General features: G+C 41.0%; 17 protein-coding genes. 1 reads left to right on the top strand and 16 read right to left on the bottom strand.

Annotated features, from left to right (window positions below; translation table 11 throughout):
• Positions 1–18 precede the first annotated feature (18 nt).
• From ACTNC0_RS10020 to ACTNC0_RS09945, 16 genes are all read right to left on the bottom strand, one after another.
• Positions 19–933 carry an ORF6N domain-containing protein gene (locus tag ACTNC0_RS10020; RefSeq protein WP_441087249.1) on the bottom strand — a complete coding sequence of 305 codons (915 nt, stop codon included), beginning with the start codon at positions 931–933 and terminating at the stop codon, positions 19–21.
• 169 nt (positions 934–1,102) lie between these two features.
• Positions 1,103–3,739, bottom strand: coding sequence for a DEAD/DEAH box helicase family protein (locus tag ACTNC0_RS10015; protein WP_441087248.1), 2,637 nt, complete (start codon positions 3,737–3,739; stop codon positions 1,103–1,105).
• A gap of 47 nt (positions 3,740–3,786) precedes the next feature.
• Complete coding sequence (locus ACTNC0_RS10010) at positions 3,787–4,863, bottom strand: site-specific integrase (protein ID WP_441087337.1); 1,077 nt, start codon at positions 4,861–4,863, stop codon at positions 3,787–3,789.
• 12 nt (positions 4,864–4,875) lie between these two features.
• Positions 4,876–5,073 (bottom strand): DNA-binding protein, encoded by a 198-nt coding sequence (locus tag ACTNC0_RS10005; protein ID WP_115623697.1) that lies wholly within the window; start codon positions 5,071–5,073, stop codon positions 4,876–4,878.
• On the bottom strand, positions 5,070–5,288 hold the full coding sequence (locus ACTNC0_RS10000; RefSeq protein WP_087315809.1) for a hypothetical protein: 219 nt from the start codon (positions 5,286–5,288) through the stop codon (positions 5,070–5,072). The genes ACTNC0_RS10005 and ACTNC0_RS10000 overlap by 4 nt, the downstream gene beginning before the upstream one ends.
• Positions 5,281–5,508, bottom strand: a complete 228-nt coding sequence (locus tag ACTNC0_RS09995) for a DNA-binding protein (RefSeq protein ID WP_441087247.1) — start codon at positions 5,506–5,508, stop codon at positions 5,281–5,283. Before ACTNC0_RS09995 ends, ACTNC0_RS10000 begins: the two co-directional genes overlap by 8 nt.
• Before the next feature lie 502 nt (positions 5,509–6,010).
• On the bottom strand, positions 6,011–6,310 hold the full coding sequence (locus tag ACTNC0_RS09990) for a type II toxin-antitoxin system RelE/ParE family toxin (RefSeq protein WP_114001840.1): 300 nt from the start codon (positions 6,308–6,310) through the stop codon (positions 6,011–6,013).
• A gap of 1 nt (position 6,311) precedes the next feature.
• Positions 6,312–6,560 carry a type II toxin-antitoxin system prevent-host-death family antitoxin gene (locus ACTNC0_RS09985; RefSeq protein ID WP_441087246.1) on the bottom strand — a complete coding sequence of 83 codons (249 nt, stop codon included), beginning with the start codon at positions 6,558–6,560 and terminating at the stop codon, positions 6,312–6,314.
• Positions 6,561–6,743: 183 nt separating this feature from the next.
• Positions 6,744–7,094, bottom strand: a complete 351-nt coding sequence (locus ACTNC0_RS09980; protein ID WP_441087336.1) for an ATP-binding cassette domain-containing protein — start codon at positions 7,092–7,094, stop codon at positions 6,744–6,746.
• Between the two features lie 140 nt (positions 7,095–7,234).
• Positions 7,235–8,386 (bottom strand): N-acetylglucosamine-6-phosphate deacetylase, encoded by a 1,152-nt coding sequence (gene nagA, locus ACTNC0_RS09975; protein WP_291809349.1) that lies wholly within the window; start codon positions 8,384–8,386, stop codon positions 7,235–7,237.
• Positions 8,387–8,433: 47 nt separating this feature from the next.
• Complete coding sequence (locus ACTNC0_RS09970) at positions 8,434–9,270, bottom strand: MurR/RpiR family transcriptional regulator (RefSeq protein WP_227079801.1); 837 nt, start codon at positions 9,268–9,270, stop codon at positions 8,434–8,436.
• A gap of 38 nt (positions 9,271–9,308) precedes the next feature.
• Complete coding sequence (locus ACTNC0_RS09965) at positions 9,309–10,190, bottom strand: ROK family protein (protein WP_055157330.1); 882 nt, start codon at positions 10,188–10,190, stop codon at positions 9,309–9,311.
• 93 nt (positions 10,191–10,283) lie between these two features.
• Positions 10,284–10,733 carry a YhcH/YjgK/YiaL family protein gene (locus tag ACTNC0_RS09960; RefSeq protein WP_055284298.1) on the bottom strand — a complete coding sequence of 150 codons (450 nt, stop codon included), beginning with the start codon at positions 10,731–10,733 and terminating at the stop codon, positions 10,284–10,286.
• A gap of 18 nt (positions 10,734–10,751) precedes the next feature.
• Positions 10,752–12,257 (bottom strand): sodium:solute symporter, encoded by a 1,506-nt coding sequence (locus ACTNC0_RS09955; protein ID WP_291809327.1) that lies wholly within the window; start codon positions 12,255–12,257, stop codon positions 10,752–10,754.
• 49 nt (positions 12,258–12,306) lie between these two features.
• Positions 12,307–13,224, bottom strand: coding sequence for a dihydrodipicolinate synthase family protein (locus ACTNC0_RS09950; protein ID WP_006427785.1), 918 nt, complete (start codon positions 13,222–13,224; stop codon positions 12,307–12,309).
• Positions 13,225–13,286: 62 nt separating this feature from the next.
• Complete coding sequence (locus ACTNC0_RS09945; protein ID WP_441087245.1) at positions 13,287–13,976, bottom strand: N-acetylmannosamine-6-phosphate 2-epimerase; 690 nt, start codon at positions 13,974–13,976, stop codon at positions 13,287–13,289.
• A gap of 278 nt (positions 13,977–14,254) precedes the next feature.
• Here ACTNC0_RS09945 and nagB point away from each other — a divergent pair, with 278 nt between their 5' ends.
• Positions 14,255–14,986, top strand: a complete 732-nt coding sequence (nagB, locus tag ACTNC0_RS09940; protein ID WP_117685531.1) for a glucosamine-6-phosphate deaminase — start codon at positions 14,255–14,257, stop codon at positions 14,984–14,986.
• The last annotated feature ends 262 nt before the right edge of the window (positions 14,987–15,248 follow it).

Here is a 15,248-nt window from a genome sequence, read left to right as displayed (position 1 = left end):
AACGGAACCATCTCCCTTCTATTCTTCCGTTTCTAACTCCAATCTCTGCAAAATATCTTTTATAATACCGGCATCTTCAATCAGGTTAATGCCAAAGCACTTCTTTCCAGCATCTTTTAGCGACGCTCCTATATGATACGCCGTTTTTCTGTCAAGGATTAAAAAGCGGTCATGAAATACGTTCGTGTATTTCACATTCAATGTTGGATACTGCATATTAAAATTATCAACATCCGTTTTTGATAGTTTTGTCCTTTTTAACGTATATACTGTAACGTTTACATTATCTTTTTTCTTTGAAAGCAGGTTCAGCGTTCCTACATCGACATAGCCGTCAATTAAAGTAATTTCTTTTTCTGCTTTTTGAATCAGGCTTACTATCAAGCTGAAAGCATCATATATTTGCCCATCAAAAAATACCTTTTGATTTGACTCCTCATGATCAGCTATGTACTCAAATATCTGCTCAAGCTTTTCATCCGTTTTTTTCTGGTATTCCAACTGTTTTAATTCAACATTACTGATACGCTCAAAAAGCAGAGAATTATTGGCAATAAAACGCCTCATCTCTACAAAAGCATTCATGATATTAATACTGACCTGAATAGCTACGTCACTTCTGAGTACTGCAGAAAGCATAGCAATTCCCTGCTCTGTAAAGGCATATGGCAGATATCTTCTTCCGCCTTTTTTCTCATTGTCTCCGTTACTTTTCATTGAGGTCGCAATTTGCGACCTCAAACTCTCTGTTTCTTTTTCTGTCAGTTGAAACCGGAATTCTTCTGGAAACCGGGCGATATTTCTTTTTACAGCCTCATTCAACCGCTTGGTCTCCACATGATAAAGCATTGCAAGATCACTATCTATCATAACCTGTTTGTCACGGATGACATAAATTAGTTTTTCAATAGCAGGCTGTACAACTTCTACCATCTGTGTTTCCGCAGTTCCCTGGTCTATCACTTCATTTGTCATTTGATCAGCCATATAATCTCCTTACTCAACTTGAAATACAAATTTGGCACGTCAAGCTGATACATTCATTTTTTATTTTTTCAAAACCTGCCTTTATTTTACATTATTTTCATTCTCTTGCATACCATTATTTAGCCAATACAAATCTCGCTTGATATCCCGATTCTGTCTTCAGTATTTTCCAGTTGAGTACTCTTTTTATATGCACTGATTTTATCATGAATCGAACGTTTTCATTTTTCAGGGAAAGGATAAATTCCTTATTCCAGGAATCAAACTTTAAGCGGATGGAAAATCCCTGATACTGTCCGACATTGATCATGGCATCCGCCTGTTTCATGGACTGACAGACAGCAAGGAGGGCTGCTCCCGCTTCTTTTTTCTCATAAAAGACAGTGCCACCGACTTCCATCACAAATTTCTCCGGATCCGTAATCTTATTTGCCTGACGGATGATACGCCCTTCCCTTTGTTCCAGGTCAGAAGGCTTCCAGCCCACATCCAGATGATGCAGGGCAATCAGACGATCCTGCACGTTGGTTCCGGCACCCATTTTTGCTGTGGAACCCAATAAAAAACGAACCTGTCCGGATTTTACTTTACTGAACAGCTCCGTTTTCTTCACTTCCGTATTGGCATCATGGATAAAAGCAATCTCTGCTTCCGGTACTCCTTTTGCCATAAGTTTCATTTTTAAATCGTCATAAACATTGAATGTCCCATCCCCTTTCGGTGTGCTGAGGTCGCAAAAAATGAGCTGGGCTGACCGTTTTGATGCGGTCTCTTTCCAGATAGCAAAGCTCTTTTCCACACAGGCACAGATTTTACTATCCTCATCATCCGGAAGCAATGGATTAACAAGACGCTGATCCAGTGCCAGCTTCCTTCCATCATTGGTCACTTTCAGCATATTGTCAACAGAGGAATCCACACCACCATCACGGATCACCTCTGCACGTTCTCCAAGGCTTTCCACGATCTCTTTCTGATGTTCAGATGGTTTTAACACCACCGTTTCATACTCTACTTCCGGAACGGGAAGTTCCAGCTGGTCTGCCGTCTTAATGTCAGCAATCTCCTTGAACATGCTCATCAGTTCCGGGATATTGTAAAACCTGGCAAATCTGGATTTTGCCCGGTATCCGGTACCCTCCGGAGCCAGTTCGATACTGGTCACAACCTCACCAAAGGTGGATGCCCAGGAATCAAAATGTCCCAGTCCCATCCGGTTCAGTTTGCCATACTGCAGGTAACGCTGCATGGTATAAAGTTCCGTCATGCTGTTGCTGACCGGCGTGCCCGTTGCAAATGTAATGCCTTTCCCGCCGGTGATTTCATCCAGATACTGGCATTTGTTAAACATATCTGCCGATTTCTGTGCTTCATTCTGGGCAATGCCTGCCATATTCCTCATTTTTGTGTAAAGGAATGCATTTTTGTAATAATGAGCTTCATCCACATACAGACGGTCTACCCCCAGTTCTTCAAACGTTACCACATCATCCTTTTTCTCTTTGTTCTCCAGCTTTTCCGGACGCCTCCTGAGACTCTTTTTGGTCTTTTCCAACTGTTTTACCGTAAAACGGCTGCCATCACTTTCCAGCTTTGCCTGCTGAATTCCTGCTTCCAGTTCTTCGATCTGCTCTTCTATGATCTTTTTCTGGCGTTCTTCCGATAAGGGAATCCTCTCAAACTGGGAATGCCCGATGATCACTGCGTCATAGCTGCCCATTGCGATTCTGGCACAGAACTTTTTACGGTTTGCCGGTTCAAAATCTTTTTTCGTTGCCACAAGGATATTGGCTCCCGGATAAAGCTGTAGAAACTCTGCGCCCCACTGCTCCGTTAGGTGGTTGGGAACTACAAAAAGGCTTTTCTGGGCAATACCAAGACGTTTGCTCTCCATAGCTGCAGCTACCATCTCATAGGTCTTTCCGCTTCCCACGACATGGGCAAGCAGGACATTATCCCCATAAAGCTGATGGGCAACGGCATTTTTCTGGTGCGGACGAAGCTCTATTTCCGGATTCATTCCCGGAAAGGTCAGATGGCTTCCATCGTATTCCCTGGGACGGATGGAATTGAAACGTTCATTATAAATCCGGCACAGCTTTTCCCTCCGTTCCTGATCCCTGAAGATCCAGTCCTTAAATGCTTCCTTGATCGCATCCTGTTTCTGGGTTGCCAGCATCGTTTCTTTTTTATTCAACACACGGATTTCATTTCCCTCTGCATCCAGCTTTGTGTCATAAATCTGTACGTCTTTTAAATTCAGGGTTTCTGCCAGAATCTTATAGGCATTGATCCGGCTGGTACCATACGTTGCTGTGGTCAGCACATTCCGGTCACTGTCCGTATTTTTACCGCTGATATTCCATGCACCACTGGCTTCCGATGTTTCCTCATTTACAATTTTCATAAGAATTGTAGCCAGTGTAACATTCAACTCATCGGGATTTTGATAGCCAAGGCTTGCCGTCATGCTTTCCATCCCCTGCTCTGATAAGTCTGGGCTGTCCTTTTTTATGTCTTTGGACACTTCTTCAAGGACAGTGTACATTTCACGAGCCTCAGATCTGAGAATTTCCAGGTTCTCCCGTTTTCCCACCACACAAACATGGTTATAGATACAGGAGCGAACAATATAATCCTGCTTTTTCATGCCACTTGCCTTTACCCTTTCATTGATGACCTGCTGTTCATAAGGTGTAACCCGGAATGCAATTGTCGGTTTATTGTGTTTCCCGTGTCTGTCACTTGCCATTTCAAAGTACCTCCATTTTTGAATTATCATATTTTTTCAAAGATTTTCTAACCATTGATACCATCCCCTTCAAATTCACTGTCATTCTTATACTTTTTATCAAGAAGCCCTGCCAATTTGCTCTGGGTTGAAGGATACAGATGGGAATAGGTATTTAATGTTGTTTCTACCTTTTCATGTCCCAGACGTTCTGCGATCTCCAGCGGAGCAACTCCCATATCCACCAGCATACTGGCATGGGAATGCCTGAGATCGTGCAAGCGAATTCTTTTTACTCCCGATTTTTCAATTCCGTTGACCATACAATGTTCCATATATGATTTTGTAAAACGAAACAGCCTTTCGTGCTTCATAATTCCGTACAGATGACTGCAGTATTCTTGAAATTCCTCAACCAGAAAATCCGGAAGTGTAATTACCCTGATACTTTTTGGTGTTTTCGGTCTGGTAATTACATCTTTTCCTTTTAATCTCTGATAAGATTTGTTGATAGAAACCGTTTTTTCCTCAAGATTGATATCATTATAAGTTAATGCCAAAAGCTCCCCGATTCTCATCCCCGTCCAGTACAGAAACTGAAATGCCATCTTCGCCTCCGGTTTGTCATTTACTGTTTCAAGAAAAGCCTCAAATTCATCCTGCATCCAGAAATCCTTCGGTTCTCCTTTGCTTTTCCCGATACTACCTGCTTTCCTGCAAGGATTATCTTTCAGGTTGCAATACCGCACAGCATAATTAAAAATTGCTCCCAGCTGGCAGTTGATTGTTTTCAGATATGTCTCAGAATAATTCTGCTTTAACAACCCATTCTGCCAGTTTCTGATATCTGCAACTGTAATCTCACTTAAGACCTTATGCTCAAAATACGGCTTGATTTTCAGATCGATAATATAACGTTTTGTGTACATGGTATTTTCACGCAACCGGACTTCCATATCTTTGTAATAGAGTTCAAGGAAATTACCAAACTCGACGTCGACGCTCTGCGTCTGCTGCTGAAGGAAATCCCTTTCCCACTCTTTTGCTTCTCCCTTGGTCCGAAAACCACGTTTCTGTTTTCTCTTCCGGTTTCCCTGCCAGTCCCTGTAATATACCTGTACTTTCCAGTTTTTTTCCTTCTTTATATACTCCCATTGCTATTCCTCCACCTTCATGCCATAAATCTTCTCGGCAAGAAATTTTGTTGATATTTTTCCAGGAATGACCAGAAATCCTCTTTCTTTCAGTTCCTCGTTGTAGCCTTTCATGATTTTATATGCAAAGGCTTTTGATACTCCCAACACTGCACAAACATCATCTACGTTCATATACATTTTTTCCTGTGTCATACTCATATTGCTTTTTCCTCCGATAAATACTGTTCTACATGTTCCAAACCATAAATCTTGTCCTCAACATACCGAGTGGGCACCCGCCCTAAAATCACATAATAGTTTTTACTTGCCAGGTCAGCGTTCATCCGCTCCACCACCCGGTAAGCAAAAGAGACCGAGATATCAAATACTTCCGCTACGTCTTCCACTGACAGATACATCTTTCTTTTACGCATGGAACCATTCCACTCCCTTCTCCTGTGGGATCCGGCAAACATCCTCAATCCCGTAAAAACGTTCCACAAAATACTTGGTCGGAACCTTGCCTTTAAGAACCAGATACCCTTTCTTCTCCAGTTCGCTGTTCAAATTTGCAATGATCTCATAAGCAGAGGTTGTAGATACCTCCAAAAGTTCACACACATCAGCTGCTTTTAAAAATAATTTGTTCTGCATAATCAGTACCTCCTTTGTGTTCTGAAAGTTTTCCCTTCATGTACACCGGACTGGCGGGAGGATTTTCGGACACGTTTTTCCGAAATTTTGCAAATTTTCCACAGGTAATATTTCCTCACAAATTCAAAAGCAATAAAAAAACAGTCTGCCCTGATGAAAACTACTTCATCAAAACAAACTGTTCTATAATAATTCCCCGATATTCTCTTCTGGAAATGCAATGATATTCCGGAAAACCTTGCCTATTCAAGAAATCCGGCTAGCAAAAAAAATAATTTTTAACTCCATTTGCACTCCAGAGACAAAAATAAAGCCCCGGGAAAGCCCATAAATACAGGCTTTTCCGAGGATTCGACTTCTATTCAAACTCGCAAATAAATCCTTGTCACTATACATTTTTGTATTGGCATTATGATTCTATTTGGTTTTATATGTGTTCCACTGTCCTAAGCCCATAGACTGTACTGAACGGTGTTATCAATTTGTTATCAAATTTCTGTTATCAGTCAAAGATTCTCGTAATATCCTGATATCGGTTGATCACACGATAAATCTCTACATACTCATTCCCTACCTTGTAGATAATCACGTAATCTTCCCATATCGCATATTTATAGTCTGTCCGAAAGCTGACTCGTTTGGAAAGATCTGATCCCATTCCCGGAAACATCTGAAGATTCTCAAATTTACCGTAAATTTCTTTTATGGTTTTTGCAGCATATTCCTCGTTGTCTTCAGCAATATAATCCCGGATGTTCTTCAGGTCCTTTGCAACAATCGGATTGATCCGCAATTTTAACATCTTATTCCCCCACAAGCGCCTTCAGTTCATCCAAATCCAGCCATCCTTCGCCATCTTTCACTGCTTCTTCAGCTTCCTGCAGCTTCATCAAAAGCTTCTTTTCCGCACGATCATGTTCATAATCTTCAAAATCCATAACCACAAAACGTCCTCTACCATTCTTGGTAAGATATACAGGCTCGCCTTTGTGACAGTTCTTCAGGACTTCGTTATAATTTCTCAAATCAGATACTGGTAAAATACTTGCCATATTCTTTCAGCTCCTTCCTTGATTTTATATTGTTTCTGCTACTTATATTATACACAAAAAGCTGTAAAATTCAACGTGAATTTTTACAGCTTTTTTATTCAAGTGATAATCCAGTCTTTGTTGTTACAGAATTACGAATCCGAATAACGAATAAATAAAAAATCATTCTTTATTGATTATTAACTACATTTTCACCAGTTTAGTAGAAAGCGTCTCCTTAAACTTAACATCATGCTCTACAAGCAACATCGTCGGGGCATAGTGCATTAACAATTTTTCAATCTGCATTCTGGAAAAAACGTCAATATAATTCAGCAGCTCATCCCATATGTAGATATGTGCCGGTGTGAGCAGACTGGACGCTATCAGAACCTTCTTTTTCTGCCCCTCTGAAAATTCTATCATATCCTTACCAAACTGTACTCTTGAAAAATCAAGTTGTCTTAAAAGTGTCAGTAAAAGTGTATAATCAATATCATTTTTTTCTGCATAAGCTTTCAAAGTTCCTCTCAAATGAGAAGTATCCTGACTTATATACGAAATCTTAAGCCCGCTTACTACTGATAGAGTTTTCTAAAAAGCAATGACTGGCATCTGTAATACTGTCACCTAAAAATATAATCTTTTTCATCTGTCCTTAACACCAAATAGCCTTATACTATAAATTGCATGAATTATAATTCCTGTCCGTCCTTAATTACCATCTTAAGCTCCAAATTCTCGTCTAATAATACGATATTCGCTTTCTTTCCCGGTGCGATCGAACCATATGTATCTTCAATTCCAAGACTCTTAGCCGGATTGATCGTCGCACATGCTACAGCCGTCTCAAGCGGGATCTCCATCTTCTTAACTACCGTACGCATACAGTCTGCAAGGTTTGTAACAGATCCTGCAAGTGCTCCATCAGATACCAGTGTTGCATGATTACCGACTACTTTTACATCCAATCCACCAAGTGTATACTGTCCGTCCGGCATTCCGGTCGCACGCATACTGTCGCTGATCAGGATCATACGGTCTGCTCCCATCATCTTGAACGCTGCTCTCACCATCGATGGATGGATATGTACACCGTCACAGATAATCTCTGCCATTACATGTGCACTGTCGGACACTGCTCCTACAACACCCGGTTCACGGTGAGTGAATGCAGGCATCGCATTAAAGAGATGTACGGCATGATTTGCTCCGGCATCGAATGCTGCTTTCGCATGTGCATAATCCGCATTGGTATGTGCAAGCGAAATGTTCACTTTATCTTTCATTGCTTCTACAAATGCAACTGCGTCCTCACTTTCTTCCGGCGCAAGTCCTACAAACTTCACAAGGCCTTCCGAAGCATCAAGGAATCTCTGACAAATATCCGTATCACAAGGCATGATATTTCTTTCATCCTGCGCTCCTTTTTTCACCGGGCTGATGAACGGGCCTTCCATGTTCACGCCAACAAGATCCGCTCCCTTCGGATTCTGCTCTTTTTTGTATTCTGCTGCTGTTCTTAAGATATCTTCCAGTTCTTCTACCGGAAGTGTCATTGTTGCTGGTGCGATTGTTGTAACACCCACAGAAGCCTCATATTTTGCAATATTTTCAATAGCCTCTTTACTGTTATCACAGAAGTCATCTCCCATACACCCGTGGAAATGCAGATCGATCAGTCCCGGAATTGCGTATGCCCCCTGTCCGTCAACGACTTCTTCCCCCGGCATATCCGGTACGTTTTCTGTCGTGTAAATGCTTTCGATCTTGTCATCGTGAACAACAATGCCGCCTGCTGTAAATTTTTTGTCTCCTGTATAGACAATTACATTTTTGATTATCATTTTATATATCCTCCATTTTATTTTTTCCCAACATACCTCTTAACATTCTAAAAACTCCTGTGCATCCCTTCTCCTTCTTCCAGTGCACGCAGTGTATTATCATGCAGAACTTCTTTTTCATATTTATCCTGTTCCAAATAGTAAGAATAGATAATATCAAGCATGACCAAAATCGGGAACTGCGGTGAGATTACATTCCCATGATTCAGGTGTCTGAGTGATGGAATCAGAACAACTTCTGTGCAGAACTGCTCGAAGCCACCCCGGTTGTTCGCCGTAAAAAGAATCGTTTTCGCACCTTTCCGATATGCTTCTTTCAGAAGAAACAAGACCTCTTCCTTGGATCCGCTGATACTGATTCCGAATACGAGGCTTCTTCTGTCCTGGAATACCGCCTGCATACGCATCATATCTCTTTCTACCAGCGAATCAATATCCACACCAATTCGCATAAAACGCAGTTCCATCTCTCTTGCTGCCAGACCGGAACTTCCGGTTCCGCACACGAACACACGCTCCGCCTGATTCAGACATCTGCTGATCCTTGCAATCTGCGCCTCATCCACCAGACTGTAAGTCTTATTCAGAAGTTCCTGATACGCATTCAGGATCATTCGCGTATTACCGGTAATGGATTCCTGCTTTTCTACAAATGTCTCTTCATACTGATAGATGAATTCTCTGTATCCGCGATATCCGCATTTCTTCGCAAATCTGGATAACGACGCTTCTGATACGAAGAGTCTCTCGGAAATGGATTTTGATGAAAAATCCACTTTCTTTCTGTTCTGTATAAAAAAATCTGCGATATTCCGTTCCACTGTCGTAAATTTATCATAATTCGATTCTATGATCGGAACGACTGATTTTACATAATATTCCATATCTTACTATTCCTGCTTCTTTATTTTATAACTCCAGACTATGCATGTCTTCCCTGAAAATGATAGAATGCGCCTAACATACCGGCATTGTTCTGGTTTTTGGCAAATGCGATACTTGTATGCTCCCACATGCTGGACACCAGGTATTTTTCCACTGCTTTTTCAATCTTGTCCTTCAGGAATGCTTCCTGCGCCATGATTCCGCCGCCAAGTACGACAACTTCCGGATTCACTACATAACAGATATTGGCAATACCTTTCCCAAGTACATCCGTCATCTCATCAATTGCACGGTTACAGATCTTATCACCTTTTTTTGCCTCTTCAAAAATGCGATATCCGCTCCAATTTTCTGCCGGTTCTCCCTTCCATGCAGCAACCTTCTTCGTCAGAATACTGGCTGCTCCGAGTGTCTGGAAATCGCTGTCATCCATATGCATATATCCGACTTCACATGCGCTGTTACTGAATCCGTGGAACACCTCGCCATTCAGCAAAATACAGCCGCCGATTCCGGTTCCGATTGTCAGCATCACAGCCGCCTTACTTCCTGCCGCCGCTCCTGCTTTGTACTCAGCAAGTCCCGCACAATTCACATCATTTTCCACTTCACATGGAATTCCGAATCGTTCTTCTACCGTCTTTTTGAATGCCGTTCCGATATAATTCGGGATCAGCGGTGCCGAATAGAAGATTTCACCTTTCTCAATGTCAACCATACCGGCTGTAGAAATACACACACCTGCGTCTGCCTCTTCTTTTAATGCTTCTACGATACCGATGACTTTATCAAGGATCGCCGGTCCGCCTTTCTGCGCTTCTGTCTTCATTTCTTTCTTTAACAATACTTCTGCATCTTCGCTCACAATACCATATTTGATTGCTGTGCCGCCGATGTCAATACTAATATATTTTTTCATCTCTGCTTTGCCTCTTTCATTTTTCTTCATTATACTCGTTCAGCCAGAAAAGGGCAAACCGTTCTTTTATGGTTTGCCCTCGACTTTTTCTGATTAAATCTTTACTTTAAATATTGCCTTTTTAATGGTTTCCGGTTCCTGAACCTGAACCGCTGTTCTGTGTCCGTCACTCGGATAACAGATCAGGAAATCTCCATCTGTCAGGACTACGGAAGAATTCTTTTCCCCATCCATCGGAAGAAAATCATCTTTTTCCACAAAATCTTTTAATTCCATATTCTGAATGAAGTTCAGATCGATCTGTTCATTTCCATGGATCATTACATGGACGTCCAGATAATTTTTATGTGCTTCCCAGAAACGTTCTTCCGGTGTTGTTGTTGTATATTCTACGATATTGACAAACAGTCTGTCACCATCGATTTCATGACTTCCCTTTTCATAAGATGCAAGGTCGTGTGTCTTTGCATATTCAAAGCACTCTTTTACCTGTTCTTCTAAGAATGGGAATTCTGATAAATTATTGATATTTCCAAAAATCACGAAAATCGTCACTCCTTCTTAGTTTTTGTAAATGGTTGTGTTAGGAGCAGGTACGGAATTGTCTCCTTTTGCCTTTCTCCAGATGATACTTGCCGGGATACCAATTACCAGTGATACTACAATTGAGATGATTGAGTATGACCAGATTGATACGTGATCAGCAGGTACGAAGTATTTGATGTATACCATTACGCCTGATGCAACGATGAATGCACATACTGCACCAAATGTATTGGCAACCTTTGTAAATGCTCCAAGGATAAATGTTCCGATCAGGATACCAAGTACCAGTCCCATGAATCCATTGAACCATTCGTATGCAGATTTTACTCCGCCGTTAGCCAGTACCATAGCAACTACGATTGCGAAGATACCAACGATCAGAGATACATACTGTCCGATCTTTGTCTGTTTCTCAAAGCTTAATTCTTTCTTAGAAAGTCTTGTCTGGATATCCAGTGTCCAGCTTGATGCTACAGAGTTCAGACCTGTAGAAAGTGTAGACTGTGCTGCTGCATAAATAGCTGCTAACAGAAGTCCTGTTACACCAACCGGAAGCTCAAATGCGATGTAAGATGCGAAGATCTGGTCCTGAGCTGCTGCCGGTGGAAGTGCATTCTGCTGATAGAATACGTATAATCCTGTACCGATCAGGTAGAATACTGTTGCGATGAAGATTGATAATCCTCCGTTTGTAAGCATCATTTTGTTCAGTTTCTTTGTATCAGTTGTTGTTGTAAAACGCTGTACAATATCCTGGCTTGATACGTAAGATGCCATTGTATTGAATCCGGCACCAACGATCATGATGAATACGCTGTCTTTAAAAATATTAGCATTGAAGATTGGCTGATCTACAGCAAGGAACTTATGCTCTGTTGTCAGTGCATGTGCGATTGCTCCAAATCCACCATCTAAGTGTGCTAACAGGAAGATCAGTGCAAATGTAACACCGATCAGAAGTACAGATCCCTGGATGAAGTCTGTCCAAAGTACGGATTTAAGACCTCCTGTGTATGAGTAAATAATAGCAATGATACCCATGATAATGATCAGTAAGTTTACGCTGATTCCAGTCAGACTTCCAAGTACCATACATGGAAGGTACATGATGATTGACATACGTCCGATCTGGTAAATGATGAACATTACAGCTCCAAGTACACGAAGTCCTTTGCTTCCGAATCTCAGTTCCAGATAATGATATGCTGTATCAATATCCAGTTTGCTGTAGATTGGCAGGAAGAATTTAATCGTGATCGGGATAGCTAACAGCATACCAAGCTGTGCGAACCACATGATCCATGTTCCTGCGTATGAGTTTCCTGCTAATGACAGGAATGAAATCGGACTTAACAGTGTTGCGAAAATTGATACGGAAGTTACCCACCACGGTACAGTTCCGTCTCCTTTAAAATACTCTTTTCCTTTCATTTCTTTCTTTGCGAAATGAAGACCGGCGAACAGTACAGCCGCGAGATAAACTACTAAAATGACTAAATCTACTACGGTAAACCCTTGCATCGTCTCTCTCCTTACAGATATTTTTCTTTCACATATTTTTTATATAATCTTACAGATATTTAGCTTTTGCGTCGCGAACCATCTTAGCTGCTTCTTCAACGATAGCCATGTCTTCTTCTACTAATGCTGGCAGTGGCTCTCTTACTCCGCCAAGTTCCAGACCTTCGTTGATCTTTAACATAGCTTTGATCACTGCGTACATATTTCCGTGTGCAGAGCACATCTTATAGATAATCTCATCACAAGCATACTGGATTTCTCTTGCTTCTTCCATCTTTCCGGCTCTTACATACTCGTCTAATTTCAGATATAATTCCGGCATAACTCCGTATGTACCACCGATTGCTCCTTCAGCTCCGATGACACGTCCACTCATGAACTGCTCATCTGGTCCGTTGAAGATGATGTAGTCAGGGCCTGCTGCCTGTTTGAACATCTGGATATCCTGTACCGGCATAGAAGAGTTCTTAACACCAATTACGTTAGGATTCTTTCTCATCTCTGCGAAAAGTCCCTGTGTAAGAGCCACTCCTGCAAGCTGTGGAATGTTGTAGATTACGAAGTCTGTGTTTGGTGCTGCTGCACTGATGTCATTCCAGTACTGAGCGATTGCATACTCTGGCAGGTGGAAGTAGATCGGTGGGATTGCTGCGATTGCATCAACTCCAAGGCTTTCTGCATGTCTTGCAAGTTCCTGGCTATCTTTTGTGTTATTGCATGCAACGTGTGCGATAACTGTAAGCTTTCCTTCTGCTGCTTTCATAACGTTCTCAAGGATGATCTTACGGTCTTCTACGCTCTGATAAATACATTCTCCTGACGAACCGTTCACATATACACCTTTCACACCTTTTTCTACAAAGTATTTTGTCAGTGCCTGAACGCCTTCCGGGCTTACATTTCCTTCGTTGTCATAGCATGCATAGAATGCAGGGATTACGCCTTTGTACTTTTCAAGATTTCTCATGGTTTCTTTCTCCTTTTCTTTGTCTTTTTATATAAATTTAATTTAATAAATTCCTTGCAGAATTATCTTTCCATTTCTTCTACAAATGATTTTGTGATCAGCTGCGGTCTTGTGATAATAGATCCTACAACAACACTGTACGCACCAAGCTCGATCACATGTTTTGCTTTTTCCGGTGTATTGATGTTACCTTCTGCGATCACTCTGTGTTTTGCTTTTGCGACAATCTTTCTTAAGATTTCGAAATCATTTGCCTCGATCTTATCGCCCTTGCTCTGCTCTGTGTAACCAACCATTGTAGTTCCGATGAAGTCAAATCCAAGTTCATCCGCATGCAGTGCTTCTTCCACTGTAGAACAGTCTGCCATGAATAACTGATCCGGATATTTTGCTTTTACTTCTTTAAAGAACTCATCTAATGTCTTTCTGCCAGGTCTCTTTGAAATAGTAGCGTCCATAGCGATGATTTCAGGTTTTACTTCCATCAGTTCTTCGATTTCTTTCATCGTTGGTGTAATGTAGATATCACTGTCATCATAATCTCTTTTTACGATTCCGATGATTGGCAGATCAACCTGTGACTGGATCTCCTTGATATCTTCTTTTGTATTTGCACGAATTCCGCTTGCACCTCCCTGTTTTGCAGCCAATGCCATTCTTCCCATAATGAATGAAGAATGTAATGGTTCATCTGGTAATGCCTGACATGATACAATTAATTTACCCTTCAGATTTTCAACTTTCTGATTCATTTTTTGTTCCCTCCTTTGTTCTGCAATCAGTATAGTATTGTTCGATTTTATTTTCAAGTACCTTTGCAGTTCTTGAAACTTCTTTCATCCTTTTCAATACTTCTTTCTGTTTTGCCTATTTTAAAATCCGTTTTTTATGCAATATGCACAATTCCAGGCAATTTCTTTCCACTTTTGAAAGTAGTTTCAGTTTATGCTATTTTACTTGAAAATTCATTTATAATGTATATACTAATATTCAGAAACAAAAAAACAATAGAATAAGGAGAGATTTTATTATGGTAATTTATAAAGCAAAAGACTATCAGGATATGAGCCGTAAGGCCGCAAACATCATTTCTGCACAGATTATTATGAAGCCAAACTGTGTACTTGGACTTGCAACCGGATCTTCACCGGTCGGTACATATAAACAGCTGATCGAATGGTATAAGAAAGGGGATCTTGATTTTTCCCAGGTTACAAGTGTAAACCTCGATGAATACAAAGGACTCAGTCCTGAAAATGATCAGAGCTACAGATATTTCATGAATACCAATCTCTTTGATCATGTAAACATCGACAAAACCCGTACTTTCGTTCCAGACGGACTGGAAGCAGATTCCGCGAAAGCCTGCAACGATTATAATGCAGTCATCCGTAAGCAGGGCGGTGTAGACCTCCAGCTTCTCGGTCTTGGACACAACGGACATATCGGATTCAACGAACCAGGTGCCGCTTTTGAGAAAGAGACACACTGCGTAGATCTGACAGAAAGTACAATTGAAGCCAATAAGCGTTTCTTCGAATCTGAAGATGATGTTCCGAGACAGGCTTATACAATGGGAATCAAGAATATCATGCAGGCCAAGAAAATTCTGGTTGTTGTAAGCGGAGAAGATAAGGCGGATATCTTAAAAGAGGTCTTATACGGACCAATTACTCCGAAAGTTCCTGCTTCTATTCTTCAGTTACATAATGATGTTACGATTGTAGCTGATGAAGCAGCACTCAGTAAGATTGATATGTAATATGAATAAAAAATCCCGGTATGTGAATCAGACATTTTTGAGCATCCAGCTCATTGTCCTTTCACATACCGGGATCTTTTTCTGTATTCGATTATATTTGCGGCAGCCGGACTATTTTTGTAAAGCTGCTGCTTTTTTTCTTCCTGCAATGATCAGTATAGCGGATATCATGTAAGCGCTTAATTCTTGGGTAGATAGACATTTGCCTAATTCAAGCTCATAATGATGATAGTAAATAGATTTTTACTACAGTCCATGGATA

Origin of the sequence: Blautia sp. HCP3S3_B11, assembly GCF_052064435.1 — a bacterium.
GTDB lineage: Bacteria > Bacillota > Clostridia > Lachnospirales > Lachnospiraceae > Blautia_A.
The sequence above is the reverse complement of the archived record's forward strand: the minus strand, read 5'-3'. Positions and strand labels throughout refer to the sequence as shown.